This window comes from Gemmobacter aquaticus (assembly GCF_007859075.1).
Classification (GTDB): Bacteria; Pseudomonadota; Alphaproteobacteria; order Rhodobacterales; family Rhodobacteraceae; genus Gemmobacter; species Gemmobacter aquaticus.
In genome coordinates, this window is record NZ_VOAK01000027.1 from 50,473 (window position 1) to 66,776 (window position 16,304).

Here is a 16,304-nt window from a genome sequence, read left to right on the forward strand (position 1 = left end):
GGGGTCACAGCCGCTCGACCAGCGGATTCTCGGCCTCCAGCCCATTGGCGAAGGCCGCCACCCTTGCGCGCTCGCGCGCCTCATCATACCGGCCAAGGTCACCCAGAAAAAGCCGCGACACTGGCGGGCGATAGACCATCCTTGGATCCAGCGGATCAAAGTCGGGATCGTCGCCCTGTGTACTCGGCACGGTGGCAAGCGCGACCAGCGCCCGTTCGAACCAATCGGCAAAGGGGTCGCGGTCGGCGAAGATGATCTGGCAATACATCAACAGCCAGTCCGGACGCATACCCACCACCGGGCTTTCGTGAAGGCAGAAGATCGCGTCGTTCAGCAGGGTGATGACCATGGACAGAACGCCCCGGTAAGGGCCAGCCCATTCCTCGGCATCGACTTCCCAGTAGATCGGGAAATGCGTCTCCGAGAATGTGGTCCAAGCGGCGCCAAGCTGCTGCTCGGTCGAGTGGTCAATATCATGGTGGTGCAGCGCCGCGAAAAGCCATTCGCCAAGGCCAATCGCCAGTGCGAGCTTCGCCGCATCACTCAGCGCCTCGATGTCGTCCTCTCGACCGGTGGCATAGTCCTGATAGGCATCGAACACGTTCCAGTCGTCCCACGGATAATCCAGCCGTGCAATGGCCGGAGCCTGTGCCAGAAGGGCGTCAAAGTTCATCGCAGCACCCCATAGGCTTCGTCGGGGTCGGGCGCGCGGGAGACATAGGGGTTGGCAGCCCAGTCGATTGCCGCGATTTCTGCCCTGAAGCGTATGGCGGCCTCACCCGCATCCAAGGTCGAAACCAGCGCCGCGCGTGGTACCGGATGGCCCCAATAGGGCGCGACATAGGCGCGGATTTCCGCGGCGGTCGGCTCGTCGTTGTCCAGCCTGGTCAGCCCCTCGCGCGGGCGGGGGGCCAGATAGCGGACGTTGTGGCAGGCCTCATCCAGCCAGAGGTCGAAGGCCGGGCGATGGGCCTTGTCCAGCAGGTGCCGCAGCAGATGCGCCAAGTGATAGAGGTCGCGCATCGGCGGCACCTTGTTGTCGGCCCAGCGACCGGGAAGCACGCAGACCATCGACAGCCAGCGGAACTTGCGAAAGGCTGAGAGGACCTTGGGCGCCTCTGGTACCTTTTCTTCAAGGATTGGTCCGAAGTCCACGCTTTGTGGGGCGCACATGAAGGCCAGTGCAGCATCGGAAACGTGGCCCAGAGTGGAGATATCCATCAGATGGGAAAACCGTGCTGCGCCCCAGAGAGCCAGACCCGACGCCAACGCGAAGCAGCCGCAGGAATTGATGTCGCCAAACTTTGCCATCAAGCGCGTTGCACCTTCAAGCTGACCAACGTGGTCAAGAGTTCCGTTCCAGACAAAGCGGTCGCCCGCCAGCGGCACTTCGCGGGGAATATAGTCGGGAAACTCCAACTCGGCCTCCTATGTGGATCAGTCGCAGTAACCCAGATCCTTGGGACTTTTGGGTTTGGCGGGATCGCCATGGCAGATCTTGATTTCGATACAGCCAGAGCCGGGATTGCTGGCGGAATCCACCTTGCACAGCAGCTTCTTGCAGGCATCACAGGCGTCCTGTGAAGTTTCGGGTGGTCTTGGTGTCGTCCAGTCGATCGCCAGCAGCAACTTACCCCCAGCCGGATTGGGCGCACCGGGCTTGAAGAGATCCTCGATGATCCGCGACTCCGTATGGGTCGGATGCGCCCCTCCCCGTTTGTCGGAACGCGATTCCGCATAGGTATGGCCGCCACAGGCCTTGCTCGGCTTGCGTCCCCCCGCGGCGGTCGGCTTCTTCAGCGGCATCCCCTTCGACATGCCGGAATAGCGCCGGTTCACCAGACTGCGTGAGCAGGCACGTACGACGGATGATCCGCCGCCCGGTGCAGTGAATACTCCATGCGTGATCGTCGCCTTGGCGGCTGCGTCTTTGTAGTTTTCACGTGTGCTTGGCGCGCGGTCCTTGTCTCGGCTACGCTTGCGCAGGTCCTTGCGCACGGCCTCGTTCGCGGTCTGCAGTCTTTCGCATTTTGCCTGACCTGCGCGCGCACCAATTGCGGCTGAGGCAATGCTCATGCCAACCGCCCCGTTCGTCGTGTTCATATGGTTGGTGGTGGTCAGGTCCATCAGCCTTTCCGCCCCGCTGCCCTCGAACATCACGTCAAAGGAATAGGCCGCGAACTTCAGCGGGCCGGTGATCTTGTGGCTAACCACGCCCGCGCCAAGGCCGTTGGTCGCGGGCTCATCCCCGGTGATCTTGCTGTATTTCGAGGCGTTCTTCTTGCCCGCCTCCTTGCCGCCCACGAAAACCGACGAACATCCGTCGGTCGTATCTGACGCCATGCCGAAGTTCGGATATGGGATCGGCACCGGCCCCGCAGGTGGTGGGGGAGGTGAGAGGCAGACATCAGGGAAAGCCGCGATCGTCTTGTTGGGAGTGGCCTTGCCCGAAACCTCGCGACCATTGGCGAAAACATTGCTCATACCGGGCCCCCGCGCATCTCCAGCGTCATGGCGACGCGCGCGCCGTCATCTTCGCCGGCGAAGGCCAGTGCCCGGCCCTGGGGCAGGCGCCCCTGCCGTCCGGCCTCGAACGCCCAGCCCAATTGGACGGGCATCAGCGCGGCACCGATCTCTCCCAGGCCCTCGATGACGTTCCAGTGCTCGGCGTAGCCGCGCGGGCGGCGGCTTGCGCCTTCAGGCGGGGCGCGGTCGATGCGCATGGTGGCGATGGCGGCCTCCTTGAACTTGAAATGTTCCCCGTTCAGATCGCCGAGCAGACAGGGAATGTCGAAGAAGTCACGCCCGGAGGCGGTGACAGCTGCGCGCATCGCGGTGGTCAGGCCCGCGCCGGTGACTGCCGCCTCGCGCGATCCGCCGTCGCGGCCGGGTTCTTGCCCCGCCCCCATGCCGGTGATCGCAAGTTCGGGGCCATTGCGCGCGCCACTGCGCATCACGAGAAGCGCCGCCGCCGCCTCTCCGGGGATGAAGCCCGAGCTGTTGGCGGCGCAGAACAGCCGTCCCTGCGCCAGATAGGTGTCAACCAGCCCTTGCCGGATGAAGCTTTCGACCCCCACGAGGATCTGCAGGGGATAGCGGTCGATCTGGGCGCTCGCGCGTGCCACCAGATGCGGCAGGCCGACGCGCCCTGCGGCGATGACGCCGCTGCCCGGTGGCAGGGGGCGACCCAAGCGCCGCTCGATCCCGGCCAGAAGCCGTGCCTCGGGATCGGGCGGGCTGGTCGGGCGATGGCGGGGCGGGGCCGCGACAAGGATCGGCACCTCGGCCGTCCTGCGACGCAGGGCGGGGGGCAGGGCGCCGACTTGCGCCAGACATTCCTCGATCACCGGCACGGCAAGTTCGGGCAGGAAGTCCGGCCCGGTCCACCATTGATGCGCGGCCACCCGGAACAAGGGCAGCCCCGCGTCGCCCGTCGCATCCCACAGCGCCCCGGTTTCCGAGGCGATCATCCGCGTGCGCAGCCCTGCGACGGTTGATGGCCCATCGGGGCCAAGCGCGCTCCAGATCCCGTAGCCGATGACCGACAGGCCGGGGCAGGTGCCGATGGCGGGGGCGGCGTCAGCCATGGCTGGCCTCCGCTGCCGTGATGGCGATGCGGGTGAACTCGAACAGGTCCCGTTCTGCCGTCAGGCGGGCGCGGTAGGTCAGGGTCACGCGGTCCTGTTCCGGCAGGAAAAGCACGGTATCGAGATCGGCGATACGCGGCGTGATGCGGCCCGACCTACGCTCATATCCCGCGACGACCTGCAGATGCGGCAGGTGGGTCGCGATGCGCCCGCGCGGCGAGAGGTTCACCAGCTCGACCGGCTCGCCGCCGCGCGGTGCGGTGACCTGCTGGTCCAGCGCTGCCGACTGGAAATAGCGGTCGTCGAAATCATCGGGCAGAAAGGGCATCCGCTCGGCCGTCCAGCGGTCGTCATAGGTGCCCGCGAACTGCCGACGGGGCAGCCAGGTTCGCCCGACCGGTCCAAAGGCCATCGGACGGCAAGGGCCGGTCGGCGTTGCGGCCTCATCCCCCCATTCGGCGGTCAGGGCCAGCGGCTTGCCCTCAAGGTCGCTCTGCAACGGGTAGAACCCGGTGCCACAGGGGTTTTCGGGGTGGTACTCGACCCGCTCGGGGTCCGAAGGTGCCCGGTCGATGCCGCCGAAAGCCACGTTATAGCCGATGGGCTGGCTGGTGAAGGGCCGCTTGTCCGAGGGGCGGAACCCCGTGGGCCGGCGCAGCCAGATCCTTGCGCCATGCACCATGAAGCGCTTGGACCACTGCCCGAGGCGGATGCCGACGCCAAGTTCGGTCACCGGGCGTCCGCCGGGCGCATGGGCGCGGCCGTGGCAGAGCACATCGCAAAAGGGTTTTCGCGCCGCAAAATCGGTCTCGAACACGGGCGCATCGGTGGCGGGATCGGGGCCAAACACATCCGCCTCGGTAAGGGGCAGCGGCTCCTCGGCGGGCAGGCAGGGCGCGCCGGGCTCGGTGGGCAGCACAAAGGTCGCCTTCACCACCGTCACGGCCTGTTCATGCCCCTTGCGGTCGAAGGCGAGGATGAATTGCGCGGGCCAGGGGGTGCGGTTGTCCAGCATCATGCCCCCGCCTATGGTCGCGCGAAGCCGCGCGGGGCCAGCCGCACGGGGGCACGGTGGTTGGGCAGCGGCGCCTCGGGGCTTCGGCAAGCGATCTCCAGCGCCCATGCGCGCAGATCAAGCTGGCTGCGATGGGCGGCATCATTCGGCAGGTCCGGCGGTGCGGGATGGGTCCAGGCGGCAAGGCCCAGAAGCAGACGTTCCCCTGACGCCATCCGCGTGGCGCGCGGTGCCAGCCAGTCGCGGATACGGTCGGGGTCTGGCCAGTAGAGGTGGCTGTCAATGAACCGCTCCACCGGATCGGCGGGGCCATCCTCTGGCTCTTCAGGGAACTGCGTAAGCTCAAGATTCTCGGCCCCCATGCGCGCACCGGTGATCTGGCAAAAGGCGGCACCGGCAATCCGGGCCTGCACCGGGTCGGACATGAGGGTGATCAGCCCGTTCAGCAATTCGACGTCGCCAAGGGCGGCACATGCGACGATGCTCCACCGTCGCATGCGGGGGTCGCGCGACAGGGCGGCAATCAGGGCGCGCGCCTCCGATCTGGGCAGGATCAGCGGCAGCAGTTCCGCAGCCTGCCGGGCCTGATCGGCGGGACAGGCGGGCGTCAGCCTTTCAGCCAGTGCCGCGGGCGCAGCCCCCCGGTCGCCCAACAGGGCTGCGGCCCGTGCGGCGGCAATTCCCACCTCGGATGCGATCCGGCGTTGCAGATGGGGCAACAGGTCCACGCGGCCCAACTCTCCGGCCAGATTGGCGGCATGGGCCGCAACCTGCGGGTCGGGATGGGTGATCAACGGGGCCAGCGCCGCGCCTGGATCGGCACGCAACTGGCGGCATGCCACCAACCCTGCCGCCACGGCAACGGGATCGGCTGTGTCAAGCCAGCGGTGCAGCCTGGGCGCAATCAGAGCGGGTGGCAGCATGGCGGCGGCAAGGCCGAGGGGTTCTGCCGCCGCCATGGTCAACGCGGGATCGGGCAGAAGCTGCGCAAGCTCTGCCCCGGCACGCAGGCGAAGGGCAAGCGCGGCCGCGACATGCAACTCGCCCCGATTTGCACCGGCATCCGCAGTGACAAGCCCCTCCAGCGCAAGGTCCAGCCCCACGGGACCGGCCAGCGCCAGCGCCTCAAGATGCGCGGACAGGCGATCCTCAAGATCATAGAGGTCGACCATCCGATGCGCGGGCGAATCCTGCGCCAGCGGCCATTGCGCCGCCAGAAAGGCCGCATTCTCGCAGTGCAGACGCAGAACCCGAAGGTTCAGGATCGGTGCGTTCACGGTCATTTCCGGCATCCTTGCGCAGGAAGCGGGCCAAATCGGGCAGATGGGTCAAGTGGCGCTGCGGGCCGGATGGCCCGGCGGCATCAGTAATTGTCGGCGCGTGCAGACCGGGTTGTCGGGACCTTGGTGGGCGCGGGCGCGGCAGATGGCTTGCTGCCATAGCTTTGCGAGGGTTCGGGCACACATCCCGCAGCCATAGAAATCAGTGCCAGGGTCAAGCCAGTCTTCAAAAGGATCAGTCGTCTCTTCATTGGTGGACTCCTGAAAGAATGCCACAAAACGACACGTTTAAAACACTTAAAGCCTAGACCCATTGCCCGATCGGATCAAGTATTCGCCAAAGGCCGGGCCATAGTTCACCGTCCAGCGCGGCACCCATTTCTGATGCACCCGGCGCCAGCGTTCGCGCAGGTAGGCCGGCCAGTCGCAGCCGGTCAGGCTGGTGGCAACCATCGCGGGGCCGGGCAGATGTTCCACCGGACTGCCCGTGGCAAAGAGCGCACGCGGATCGTCGCTCGTGGTCAGAAAGACCGTCCGCCACGGTCGTCGCCCGCCGTGGTCGCGGATGGCACGCAGTACACGCTCGGGCTCGGCATCGAGCAGTGTGACCAGCACCACCGGGCGCCCCTCGGACGGCCATTGCTGCATGATGCCCACCGAAGGGGGGTCATTGTCGCCCGGTTTGCCGCCCAGCCAGAACATTGCTGCCTCCATGCCGAAAGCCGGTCTATAGTCGGGGTGTCGCCCCTTGCCACGCTGTGGACAGAATAGATGACTCGCGCGGAAACCGACATCCTGTTCCTTGCCGATCCCCGATTTCCGGGCGGCACCTCGACGGCGCTGATCGCCGAGATCGATGCGCTTCACCGCGCCGGGCTTTCGGTTCGGCTGGGCATGGTGCTGTCCGGCATGCTGGGCGGGCCGCAGGTCATGCACCCCGGTATCGCCGCCCGGATTGCCGCCGGGCAGGTGACGCTGCACGATGTCACCCGGCCAGTGCGCGCACGGATCGCCCTCTTGCACCATCCGCGCCTTTTTGAGCAGCTTCCGGCCGCCGCTCTCGATGTGGTGGCCGATGTGGCCGTGCTGGTGCTGCATCATCCGCCCTTTGATGGCGAAGGGCGCGCCGAATATGACTTGCCGCATGTCCTCACCAACCTGACCGAGGTTCTGGCCACCGATGTTCTGCTGGCCCCGGTCGGCCCGCAGGTGCGTGATCAGCTGAGCCCGGCGATCACCCTGGGACACACCGTTCTGCCCGACTGGTCGAACATCCTTGACCCTGAGGGCCTGCCCTTTCACCCGCGCAGTCCCGACCCGTCACGTATCGTCATCGGTCGCCATTCGCGCCCGCAACTTTCCAAGTTCCCCGACACGCGTGACGAGGCCTGTCTTGCCTATCCCGACCGGCCGGAGGTACGGGTGCGGATGCTGGGTGCGGGCCCCGAGATCGCGCGGCATTATGCGCCTCTGCCCGCGGGTTGGCAGCTTTTGGGCTTTGGAGCAGAGCGGGTCCCTGATTTTCTCGCAACGCTCGACGCCTATGTCTATTACCACAGCCGCCGCTGGATCGAGGCTTTTGGCTATGGCATTGCCGAGGCGATGGCGACCGGCCTGCCGGTGATCCTGCCGCCGCAGTTTCAGCCGACCTTCGGACCCGGCGCGTTCTACGCCCCGCCCGAAGGGGTCTGGCCTCTGATCGACCGGCTGGCCCACGACCCTGATGCCTATGCCGCTCAGGCGCGGGTAGCTCGGGCCGAGGTGACGGGGCGTTTCGGGCCTGAGCGGTTGCTGCCAAGGCTGCGCGCCCTGAACCCCGACCTCGGGCGCAGTCCCGTGCGCGCTACGAGGGCAGAGGGGCAGGGGCGGCGGGTGCTGTTTGTCACCTCGAACGGCGTGGGTTTGGGCCACCTGACCCGCGCCCTGGCGATCGCACGGAACCTGCCGCCCGGCACCGAGGCCGCCGTCCTGACCATGAGCCGCGCCTACAGATTGGCGATCGAGGCGGGGCTTCCCACGCAGTTCATTCCGCATCACCGGTTGACGGGTGCCGATCCCACGGCCTGGAACACTGCTCTTGCCGCCGAGGTGGGCGACGTCATCGCCTTCTTCCGGCCTGACGCCCTGGTCTTTGATGGCAACGTCCCCTACGGCGGCCTGCTGGCTGCGCTCGAACGGCATCCGTGGGTCAAGCGGATCTGGGTGCGCCGCGCGCTCTGGAGCCCGGTCAACGACTCGCACGCAGCCACGCAGCGCCGTTTTGACATGGTGATCGAACCCGGAGAGCTGTCGGCCCGCTTTGACCGTGGCCCGACCAGCGGCGCGACGGGGGTCAGCCATGTCGCGCCGATCCTTGCCGTTGAGCCGGGTGAGAGGCTGTCGGCGGATGCGGCGCGCGACGCGCTTGGCTTGCCGCGCGAGGGGGTCGTTGTTGCGCTGATGCTGGGCGCGGGCACGAACTTTGACCTTCGTGAGATCCGCGCGCGCCTGATCGACCGGCTGGCCGCGCGCCCTGATGTGACCGTGGCGGAGCTGTTGCCGCCGATCCGGGGGGCAACGGAGCCCGCCCCACCACAGGTGCGCCAGCTTGAGGAGTACCCGGCCTTTCGCTTCAGCCGCGCCTTTGATGCGATGATCGCCGGGGCGGGCTACAACACCTTCCACGAGAACATGCTGGGCGCCATTCCCACGCTTTTTGTGCCCAATGAGGCCGAGGAAATGGACCTGCAAATCCTGCGCGCCCGGCACACCGCCTCTATCGGATGCGCGCGGATGCTGCGCGCCGATGATGCCATCGGGCTGGACGCCGAGCTTGCCGCGCTGCTCGATCCCGACGTCAGGGCGCGGATGGTTGACCGCATGGCGCGTCTGCCGCAGGCGACAGGTGCCGCCGACGCCGCCCGGCTGATCCATGACCTGTGCCACGCCGTGCGCACAGCCGATGTCGCACGCCTTTCTTGACCATCCGGAGGCCGACTTCGCACGGAAGGGCAGGGCTGCGGCATTTTGGTGCGGGTTGACGGGCACAAACTTCATCAGAGCAGTTGAAAATCTGCGCGACTCCCCCTAACCGGATCAGGCCCGGGCGTAGCACATGCGCCACGATTTCCAGCCGGGGCAAGACCCACAGCCCCGATTGAACCGGGCAGAACCAACAGGCCGAGATGCAAGACCAGACCCAATCCTTCCGCAGCGCCCGCGAGTGGCTGAGTGTGCTTGCGCGCTATCGCGAACCCTCGACCCGGCGCAGCCTGTTCGAGCTGGCCGCGACGCTGGTCCCGTTTCTGGCACTTTGGGCGCTGGCATGGATGGCGCTGCAGGTCAGCCCATGGCTCGCGCTGGCTCTTGCGGTGCTGAACGGGGCGTTTCTGGTCAGGATCTTCATCATCCAGCACGACTGCGGGCATGGGTCGTTCCTTGCAAACCGCAAGGCGCAGGACTGGGTGGGCCGGGTGCTGGGCGTGCTGACGCTGACGCCCTATGCCGTCTGGCGGCGCACCCATTCGATTCACCACGCCCATCACGGCAACCTCGACCAGCGCGGCATTGGCGACGTCACCACCCTGACGCTTGAGGAATATCGCGCCCGCTCGCCCTTTGGCCGGTTCATGTACCGGCTCTACCGCCACCCGGTGGTTCTGTTCATCCTGGGGCCGAGCTACCTGTTCATCCTGCAAAACCGCCTGCCGCTTGGCCTGATGAATGCGGGCTGGCGCTATTGGACCTCTGCCATGGGCACCAATGCGATGATCGGGATCGCTCTTGGGCTGATCGTCTGGTTTGGGGGGCTGATGCCGGTGCTGCTGATCTTCCTGCCCACCTCGGTCATCGCGGCGACGATCGGTGTCTGGCTGTTCTATGTGCAGCACCAGTTCGAGGAAACCCACTGGTCACGCGGCGATGACTGGCAACTGCATGATGCCGCGCTTGAGGGCAGCTCGCATTATGTGCTGCCGCAACCGCTGCGCTGGATGTCGGGCAATATCGGCATCCACCATGTGCACCACCTCTATTCCCGCATCCCGTTCTACCGCCTGCCCGAAGTGATCCGCGATCACCGGGAACTCGCCGAGGCGCAGCGTCTGACGATCCGCGAAAGCCTGCAGACCGTGCGTCTGCACCTCTGGGACGAGGCGCAAGGCAAGCTCATGTCCTTTGCCGAGGCCCGCGCGCGCTACGGCATCGCCTGAGAGCGCGGCGCTTTGTCGCGTTGGCTGCGGTCAGCGCCGGCGCGACATCATCCAGATGAAGAACACGCCGCCGGTCAGGCCGGTGACGACGCCGATGGGCATGTCCTCGGGCCCGACGACGACGCGGGCGAGGGCATCTGCCCAGATCAGGAACACCGCCCCCGCCAGCGCCGAGGCGGGCAGCACGCGGGCATTGTCGCCGCCCGCGACCAGCCGCACGAGATGCGGCATCATCAGACCGACAAATCCGATCAGGCCGGAAAAGGCGACCATTACCCCGGTAATCAATGCCGCCACGACAAAGACGGTCAGACGGAACCGGCCGACCTCTATCCCGAGGCTGGCGGCGGTCTCATCGCCAAGGCTCATCGCGTTCAACCGCCCGGCTTGGGACCAGAGCCACAGACCGCAGGGCAGAAGGACCGCCAGGGGCCACAGAAGGTGGCCCCATTGCGCGAGGCCAAGCCCGCCCAGCATCCAGAAGACAACCGTATGGGTGGCGCGCGGATCGCCGAGGAAGATCAGGATATTGGCGCAGGCCATGATGACAAAGCTGACCGCGACCCCGGCCAGCACCAGCCGGTCGGCACTGCTGGCGCCAGCAAGCCGCGCCACGCCCAGCACCAGCAGCGTGGCCGCCAGCGCGCCGCCAAAGGCCATCAATGGCACCGTCAGCAGCCCCAGAAACATCCCCGTATGCAAAAGCGCCGCGATCGCACCGAAGGCTCCGCCCGACGAGATACCCAGAAGATGCGGGTCGGCCAGCGGATTGCGGGTCACCGATTGCAGCGCGGCCCCGACGAGCCCCAGACCCGCTCCGACCAGCCCGGCAAGGATCACGCGCGGAAAGCGGATCTCCCAGACGATATTCGCCCGGCCCGCGCTCCAGTCCGGGGTGATGAGGCCCGGGACCAGACGGTCGAACGCAATGGCCCAGACCGTGCCCGGCGGAATGGCCACCGCCCCTACCGAAACGGCCAGAATGATCGACGCCACCAGCACCGCAATCACGCAGAGCGCGATGCCAGTGCCGGTGCCGACCTGACGGGCCAGCGAGGGGACGGTGGTTTCAGCCATCGGATCAGTTGCCCCGGAACCCGGTGACCAGCTTTTCGACCGCCGCGATGTTCCGGGGGCCGGGGGTCGCCTCGACATATTCCAGAACCACGAACCGGTCGTTCTTGACCGCATCCATAGTGGCGAAAGCGGGATTGCCCTTCATGAAGGCGATCTTCTGCTCGGCGGTCACGTCGCCGTAGTTCACGATGACCACCACCTCGGGGTTACGCTCGACGACGGCCTCCCAGCCGATCTCCGCCCAGCTTTTTTCAAGGTCATCCATGATGTTCTTGCCGCCTGCGGCCTCGATCAGCGCGGTGGGCATGGCATAGGCGCCTGCGGTGAAGGGGGCCTCTTCGCCGCTGTCATACACAAAGACGCGCAGCGGGGCCGAGCGGTCGACGCCCGCTGTCGCCTTTTCCAGCCGGGCCTTCCAGCCGCTGACCAGCTGTTCGGCGCGGGGCTCGACACCGAAGATTTTGCCAAGGTTCAGGATGTCGTTGTACATGTCATCCATGCTGGAGCGGGCCTTTGGGCCAATGTGGATGCAGCTTTCGGTCAGCTCGTAGACCTTGATGCCGAGGGGCTCCACCGTCTCGGGCGTGACCTCGCCGCCGACCTTCATGCCATAGTTCCAGCCCGCGAAAAAGAAATCGGCCTCGGCGCCGGCCAACACCTCTTTCGTCGGATACTTCGACGACAGTTCCGGCAGTTCGGCGACGCCTTCGCGCATTTCGGCATCCAGCGTCTTCCAGCCAGAGATTCCGGTATAACCCACCATGCGGTCGCGCAGGCCCAGCACCAGCATCATCTCGGTCAGGTTCACATCGTTGGAGATCGCGCGGGCAGGGGCCGCGTCAAAGGTCACATCGCGGTCGCAGCTTTTGACGGTGACCGGATAGGCCATGGCAGCGGTGGCAGACAGAAGGAGCGCGGCAAGAGAGAGGCGGATCATGACAGGGGTCTTTCCGGGTGGGTCAGAGGTGAAAGGAAAAGCGGGGCGTATCGCCACTGCGGTCGATGTGGGCGCGCACCTGAAAGGCGCTTGCGAGGGTTGCTTCGCTAAGGGCGGTTTCGGGCGGGCCGTCGGCCAGAACCCTGCCATCGCGCAGCACCAGCACCCGCTCGGCGAATTCAGCGGCAAGCGTCAGGTCATGCAACGTCGCGATTACGGTCAGCTCAAGCCCCTTCAGCAGCGCCAGAAGCTCCAGCTGGTGGCGGATATCGAGGTGGTTGGTGGGTTCGTCCAGCACGATCACGCGGGGTTGCTGCGTCAGGGCGCGGGCCACCATGACGCGCTGACGCTCACCCCCCGAAAGCGTGCCAAAGGGGCGGTCGGCCAGTGCCGTCAGATCCATCCGCAGGATGGCGGCGTCGATGATCGCCGCATCTTCACCGCCGGGGGTCGAGAGGCCCGCCCCCCATCCGCGACGGTGGGGCAGGCGTCCGAGCGCCACGATCTGCCGTGCCGTCAGGGCAAAGTCGGTGGGTTGCTCTTGCAGGACGGCCGCAAGGCTGCGCGCGGCCTCTGGGGCGCTGATCCGCCAGATGTCGCGGCCCATCAACCGCACCGTTCCCCGGCGGGGGGCGTGGTGGCGGTAGATCAGCCTGAGGAGCGTGGATTTTCCCGCACCATTCGCCCCGCAGATCGCCATGATCTGTCCCTGCGGCACCGCAAAAGAGATATCCGACAGGATGTCCGGACCCCCCTTGGGTCCCCATGAAACATCGCAAAGCTCGACGGCGGTCATCGCACCGCCTCGCCCTGCTGCGCCAAAGCCCTCGCCGCCGGGATGCGCGCCAGCGTGTTGTCGCAAAGACGGGGCGGGCAGTCCCGGCCGCTCATCCAGCCGTCATCGAGCGCGGCATAGAGGCGCGAGAATTCGATCAGATCGTCGATGGGCTGTGCGGGGTCGATGTCGCCAAAAAGCCATGTCGCCTTGGCATCAGCCCGCCATCCGATGACGCAGGGCCCGCCGTGGTCCGGCACGCAGCCGGCAAGGCAAGCGGTGCCCGCAACCTCGAACCTGTCGGCCAGACCTGCTGCCGCAATCGCCGCGCGCAGCTTCCTGAGCAGCGCATGGCCGGGCTCGCAGGTTTCGCCCTGATGCTTGCAGGCCTTGCACACCAGAATCTGGTGTGGCGCGTATTGCGCGACCGAATAGGAAGGCGTGGCCACCGGCCGCCGCTTGGAATTGTCCATCGCATGCTCCATCCGGGACACCCCGCCCGGGTCGGTTGATTGCTGCGATGGCAGGTCTCCTGACTCGCGGGTCTCGGCTATCCCCGCCTTCCCGGCCCTTTTGGGGCCAGTGGCATCTGGGGTCGCTCGCCGCCTACAGTTGCGGGGGCAGTCACGGCCTGGGCGGCTGATGCCTACACCCGACCCGTGTTCCCTTTTCACCCGGCCGCGCGTGGCTTGGCCGGGAACCATCGCGGCGGAAAGTGGCGGCAATGCCCCCGCCTGTCAAGCCGGGTTTTGCCCATGTCAGGCGCCGGTCAATCTCGGCGTTGCGCCCCGATCCCGTTGCCGTCTACAAAACACCCGAGGCAGAACAAGGCAGGGACAACCATGCGCAGGGTCATCTTCACTCTTATGGCTGCGGCCGTGCTTGGCGCGACCCCGGTGGCAGCGGAACCCCGTGGCTATTATGAGGTTTCGGGCGTCGAGGCGGATGACATGCTCAAGATGCGCGCAGGTCCGGGCATCAACTTCAAGATTGTCCTGGGGCTTCCCAATGGCACGGCTGTGTGGGTGCACAGCTGCGACCGCTCGGGCAATACAAGCTGGTGCAAGGTCTCGCTCAAGGAAGCGCGCGGAATGCGGGGCTATGTCTCGGGTGCCTATCTGCGCAAGCTTTAAAGGGCGCAGGCGATAATTAACCTTGCAAATGTGGAGATACGTTCCGATATTGCAAGGATGATGATCAGGCGCCGCATAACCGACAGGCTTCGCACCCTGCTGGACGAAAGCCCGGCGGTTGCGCTGCTTGGGCCGCGACAGGTGGGCAAGACCACACTGGCGCAGGACCTGGGCGAGGGGCGAGACTCGATCTATCTCGATCTCGAGTCCGATGCCGACCGGGCAAAGCTCTCGGACCCCGAGCTGTATCTCGCCGCGCATGAGGACAAGCTTGTGATCCTCGACGAGGTGCAGCGCATGCCGGGGCTCTTTCAGAACCTGCGCGGGCTGATTGACCGGGGGCGGCGCAAGGGGCTGCGGTCGGGGCGCTTCCTGCTGCTTGGCTCAGCCTCGATCGATCTGCTGCGCCAGTCGGGCGAGACGCTCGCGGGGCGGATCGCCTATGCCGAACTGGCGCCGCTTGACCCGCTTGAGGTTGGCCCGACCGATCTTGACCGGCTGTGGCTGCGTGGCGGCTTTCCCGACAGCTTTCTTGCCAAGGGTGATCCGGCCAGTCTGCGCTGGCGCCGCGATTTCATCCGCACCTACCTGGAACGCGACATCCCCGCCCTTGGCCCGCGTATTGCGGCCGAGACGCTGCGCAGGTTCTGGACCATGCTCGCGCACCGGCAGTCCGCCCTGTCGAACGCGGCCGATCTGGGCCGTGCGCTTGGCGTCGATGGCAAGACCGTTGCCTCTTATCTCGATCTGCTGGTCGATCTCATGCTGGTGCGCAGGCTTGAGCCCTGGCACGCCAACATCGGCAAGCGGCTGGTCAGATCGCCGCGCATCTATGTGCGCGATACTGGCATCCTGCACGCCTTGCTTGGGCTTGGTACGATGGACGATCTGCTGGGCCATCCCGTGGCCGGCGCAAGCTGGGAGGGGCTGGTGATCGAAACCGCCCATGCCACCATGCCCGATGGCACCGAGGCGCAGTTCTATCGCAGCGGGGCGGGGGCCGAGGTGGATCTGGTGCTGACCTTGCCCGGTGGCGGGTGTTGGGCCATCGAGGTGAAGCGCAGCCTTGCCCCCAAGGTCGAGCGGGGCTTTCATCACGCCTGCGAGGATCTGCAGCCCGAACGCCGGATCGTGGTCTATCCGGGGGTTGAGGCTTTTCCCCTGCCGAACGGTATCGAGGTCATGTCGCTGCGCCAGTTTGGACAGGAACTTTCGGCCCTCAGGTAGCTGCGCGGTCCACTGGCCATCACCACCCGGAATCACGATGGCCCCCTCGATTCCGAATGCTGATTGGACAAATGCCGGCCATCCCGGCATCCTGTAGGCAGGAGATACCCGATGTTCCTTCAGCTGCTGCACAGGATCGACCCCGACCTGCACATGGCCCGCTACTACCGGGTCGAGGTGTCGCGCGATCTGTTCGGCGTCATCACGTTAGAGCGTCGGTGGGGCCGGATCGGCGGCAGAGGGCAAAGCTGCAGGGTGGCCTATCCCACCATCGACCATGCGCAAGAGGCTGCACTTAAGCTGATCCGCACAAAGGCCCGCCGCGGTTACTGCCCCGCTATGTAAGTTATTACATAATTCGGATTAGCGGATATGGATTGATCCCGTGCCACACAGTTGGTCAACGCTGGTCCTCCCCGTCAGCTTCAGCCTATAACATCCACAATTGCCCGGATTTCCGCCGGCATGCTGAATGGTGCACAAGCACCGCATGTCTTGTTCGCCTTGAACTGAAAGGAGCCATCCATGACGACCATTCTCGGCCTCTCTGGCAGTCTGCGCCGCGCCTCCTTCAATGCCGGGCTCTTGCGCGCTGCCGCCGAAGTCGCAGCCGAGGGGTGCCGGATCGAGATCGGTTCAATCAAGGACGTGCCGCTTTATGACGGCGACCTCGAGGCCGCTCAGGGCCTGCCGCAGGCTGTGCAGACCCTGCAGGCGCAACTGCGCGCGGCCGACGGTCTCTTGCTGGTTTCGCCCGAATACAACAACGGCATTCCGGGCGTCTTCAAGAACGCGATCGACTGGATGTCGCGCGGTGACGGGCTCAAGGCCTTTGTCGGCAAGCCGGTTGCCGTCATCGGCGCCTCGCCCGGCGGGTTCGGGACGATCCTTGCGCAGAACCACTGGCTTCCGGTGCTGCGCACGTTGAAGTGCCAGCTTTGGACTGCAGAACGGTTGCTCGTATCCCGTGCGGGCGGCCTTTTCGATGCAGAAGGAAATCTGACGGACGACAAAACGCGCGAGTTGCTTCGTACCTTTGTGGCGGGCTTTGCGGCCAGCATCCGGGACTGATCCCGCCCGCGC

General features: G+C 66.0%; 18 protein-coding genes and 1 riboswitch. Of the genes, 6 read left to right on the forward strand and 12 right to left on the reverse strand.

Annotated elements, in window-relative coordinates; genetic code table 11:
- Positions 1–4: 4 nt before the first annotated feature.
- From FQU74_RS18755 to FQU74_RS18785, 8 genes are all read right to left on the reverse strand, one after another.
- On the reverse strand, positions 5–673 hold the full coding sequence (locus FQU74_RS18755) for a hypothetical protein (protein WP_146288014.1): 669 nt from the start codon (positions 671–673) through the stop codon (positions 5–7).
- On the reverse strand, positions 670–1,419 hold the full coding sequence (locus FQU74_RS18760; RefSeq protein ID WP_146288015.1) for a hypothetical protein: 750 nt from the start codon (positions 1,417–1,419) through the stop codon (positions 670–672). Before FQU74_RS18760 ends, FQU74_RS18755 begins: the two co-directional genes overlap by 4 nt.
- An 18-nt stretch (positions 1,420–1,437) precedes the next feature.
- Entirely contained in the window at positions 1,438–2,484 is a 1,047-nt protein-coding gene (locus FQU74_RS19665) for a DUF4150 domain-containing protein (RefSeq protein ID WP_229704435.1), read from the reverse strand.
- Positions 2,481–3,587: a 3-oxoacyl-ACP synthase gene (locus FQU74_RS18770; RefSeq protein WP_146288016.1), complete on the reverse strand. Its 1,107-nt coding sequence runs from the start codon at positions 3,585–3,587 to the stop codon at positions 2,481–2,483. The genes FQU74_RS19665 and FQU74_RS18770 overlap by 4 nt, the downstream gene beginning before the upstream one ends.
- On the reverse strand, positions 3,580–4,605 hold the full coding sequence (locus FQU74_RS18775) for a DUF2169 family type VI secretion system accessory protein (RefSeq protein ID WP_146288017.1): 1,026 nt from the start codon (positions 4,603–4,605) through the stop codon (positions 3,580–3,582). Before FQU74_RS18775 ends, FQU74_RS18770 begins: the two co-directional genes overlap by 8 nt.
- 8 nt (positions 4,606–4,613) lie before the next feature.
- Positions 4,614–5,885, reverse strand: coding sequence for a hypothetical protein (locus FQU74_RS18780; protein ID WP_229704434.1), 1,272 nt, complete (start codon positions 5,883–5,885; stop codon positions 4,614–4,616).
- Positions 5,886–5,965: 80 nt separating this feature from the next.
- Positions 5,966–6,133 (reverse strand): hypothetical protein, encoded by a 168-nt coding sequence (locus FQU74_RS19360; RefSeq protein WP_158635641.1) that lies wholly within the window; start codon positions 6,131–6,133, stop codon positions 5,966–5,968.
- Positions 6,134–6,179: 46 nt separating this feature from the next.
- Positions 6,180–6,584, reverse strand: coding sequence for a hypothetical protein (locus FQU74_RS18785; protein WP_146288019.1), 405 nt, complete (start codon positions 6,582–6,584; stop codon positions 6,180–6,182).
- A gap of 69 nt (positions 6,585–6,653) precedes the next feature.
- On the opposite strand from FQU74_RS18785, the gene FQU74_RS18790 reads away from it, so the two are divergent.
- On the forward strand, positions 6,654–8,843 hold the full coding sequence (locus FQU74_RS18790; protein WP_146288020.1) for a glycosyltransferase: 2,190 nt from the start codon (positions 6,654–6,656) through the stop codon (positions 8,841–8,843).
- A 203-nt stretch (positions 8,844–9,046) separates the two neighbouring features.
- Entirely contained in the window at positions 9,047–10,072 is a 1,026-nt protein-coding gene (locus tag FQU74_RS18795) for a fatty acid desaturase (protein WP_146288021.1), read from the forward strand.
- A 30-nt stretch (positions 10,073–10,102) separates the two neighbouring features.
- On the opposite strand, the gene FQU74_RS18800 is transcribed toward FQU74_RS18795, so the two are convergent.
- From FQU74_RS18800 to FQU74_RS18815, 4 genes are read right to left on the reverse strand one after another with little or no spacing between them, the layout of a single operon-like run.
- A complete protein-coding gene (locus tag FQU74_RS18800; protein ID WP_146288022.1) occupies positions 10,103–11,149 on the reverse strand; it encodes a FecCD family ABC transporter permease in 1,047 nt (348 codons plus the stop codon).
- Between the two features lie 4 nt (positions 11,150–11,153).
- Entirely contained in the window at positions 11,154–12,086 is a 933-nt protein-coding gene (locus tag FQU74_RS18805) for an ABC transporter substrate-binding protein (RefSeq protein WP_146288023.1), read from the reverse strand.
- Positions 12,087–12,108: 22 nt separating this feature from the next.
- Positions 12,109–12,882, reverse strand: coding sequence for an ABC transporter ATP-binding protein (locus FQU74_RS18810; RefSeq protein ID WP_146288024.1), 774 nt, complete (start codon positions 12,880–12,882; stop codon positions 12,109–12,111).
- Positions 12,879–13,334 carry a DUF1636 family protein gene (locus tag FQU74_RS18815; RefSeq protein ID WP_146288025.1) on the reverse strand — a complete coding sequence of 152 codons (456 nt, stop codon included), beginning with the start codon at positions 13,332–13,334 and terminating at the stop codon, positions 12,879–12,881. Before FQU74_RS18815 ends, FQU74_RS18810 begins: the two co-directional genes overlap by 4 nt.
- A 32-nt stretch (positions 13,335–13,366) precedes the next feature.
- A riboswitch (cobalamin riboswitch) is annotated at positions 13,367–13,581 on the reverse strand.
- A gap of 122 nt (positions 13,582–13,703) precedes the next feature.
- Between FQU74_RS18815 and FQU74_RS18820 the strand changes: the two genes are divergently transcribed.
- The 4 genes from FQU74_RS18820 to FQU74_RS18835 all read left to right on the forward strand — a co-directional run bounded on the left by FQU74_RS18820 (position 13,704) and on the right by FQU74_RS18835 (position 16,292).
- Positions 13,704–13,994, forward strand: a complete 291-nt coding sequence (locus tag FQU74_RS18820; protein ID WP_146288026.1) for an SH3 domain-containing protein — start codon at positions 13,704–13,706, stop codon at positions 13,992–13,994.
- Between the two features lie 57 nt (positions 13,995–14,051).
- The gene (locus FQU74_RS18825; protein ID WP_146288027.1) at positions 14,052–15,221 is read left to right on the forward strand and encodes an ATP-binding protein; all 1,170 of its coding nucleotides are present in this window, start codon (positions 14,052–14,054) and stop codon (positions 15,219–15,221) included.
- Between the two features lie 111 nt (positions 15,222–15,332).
- Positions 15,333–15,566: a WGR domain-containing protein gene (locus FQU74_RS18830; protein WP_146288028.1), complete on the forward strand. Its 234-nt coding sequence runs from the start codon at positions 15,333–15,335 to the stop codon at positions 15,564–15,566.
- A 180-nt stretch (positions 15,567–15,746) separates the two neighbouring features.
- Positions 15,747–16,292, forward strand: a complete 546-nt coding sequence (locus FQU74_RS18835) for an NADPH-dependent FMN reductase (protein WP_146288029.1) — start codon at positions 15,747–15,749, stop codon at positions 16,290–16,292.
- The last annotated feature ends 12 nt before the right edge of the window (positions 16,293–16,304 follow it).

Coding starts and splice junctions, on each gene's coding strand:
- FQU74_RS18755 (WP_146288014.1), bottom strand. CDS start 673: ATGAACTTTGACGCCCTTCTGGCACAGGCTCCGGCCATTGCACGGCTG.
- FQU74_RS19665 (WP_229704435.1), bottom strand. CDS start 2,484: ATGAGCAATGTTTTCGCCAATGGTCGCGAGGTTTCGGGCAAGGCCACT.
- FQU74_RS18770 (WP_146288016.1), bottom strand. CDS start 3,587: ATGGCTGACGCCGCCCCCGCCATCGGCACCTGCCCCGGCCTGTCGGTC.
- FQU74_RS18775 (WP_146288017.1), bottom strand. CDS start 4,605: ATGATGCTGGACAACCGCACCCCCTGGCCCGCGCAATTCATCCTCGCC.
- FQU74_RS18780 (WP_229704434.1), bottom strand. CDS start 5,885: ATGACCGTGAACGCACCGATCCTGAACCTTCGGGTTCTGCGTCTGCAC.
- FQU74_RS19360 (WP_158635641.1), bottom strand. CDS start 6,133: ATGAAGAGACGACTGATCCTTTTGAAGACTGGCTTGACCCTGGCACTG.
- FQU74_RS18785 (WP_146288019.1), bottom strand. CDS start 6,584: ATGTTCTGGCTGGGCGGCAAACCGGGCGACAATGACCCCCCTTCGGTG.
- FQU74_RS18790 (WP_146288020.1), top strand. CDS start 6,654: ATGACTCGCGCGGAAACCGACATCCTGTTCCTTGCCGATCCCCGATTT.
- FQU74_RS18795 (WP_146288021.1), top strand. CDS start 9,047: ATGCAAGACCAGACCCAATCCTTCCGCAGCGCCCGCGAGTGGCTGAGT.
- FQU74_RS18800 (WP_146288022.1), bottom strand. CDS start 11,149: ATGGCTGAAACCACCGTCCCCTCGCTGGCCCGTCAGGTCGGCACCGGC.
- FQU74_RS18805 (WP_146288023.1), bottom strand. CDS start 12,086: ATGATCCGCCTCTCTCTTGCCGCGCTCCTTCTGTCTGCCACCGCTGCC.
- FQU74_RS18810 (WP_146288024.1), bottom strand. CDS start 12,882: ATGACCGCCGTCGAGCTTTGCGATGTTTCATGGGGACCCAAGGGGGGT.
- FQU74_RS18815 (WP_146288025.1), bottom strand. CDS start 13,334: ATGGACAATTCCAAGCGGCGGCCGGTGGCCACGCCTTCCTATTCGGTC.
- FQU74_RS18820 (WP_146288026.1), top strand. CDS start 13,704: ATGCGCAGGGTCATCTTCACTCTTATGGCTGCGGCCGTGCTTGGCGCG.
- FQU74_RS18825 (WP_146288027.1), top strand. CDS start 14,052: ATGATGATCAGGCGCCGCATAACCGACAGGCTTCGCACCCTGCTGGAC.
- FQU74_RS18830 (WP_146288028.1), top strand. CDS start 15,333: ATGTTCCTTCAGCTGCTGCACAGGATCGACCCCGACCTGCACATGGCC.
- FQU74_RS18835 (WP_146288029.1), top strand. CDS start 15,747: ATGACGACCATTCTCGGCCTCTCTGGCAGTCTGCGCCGCGCCTCCTTC.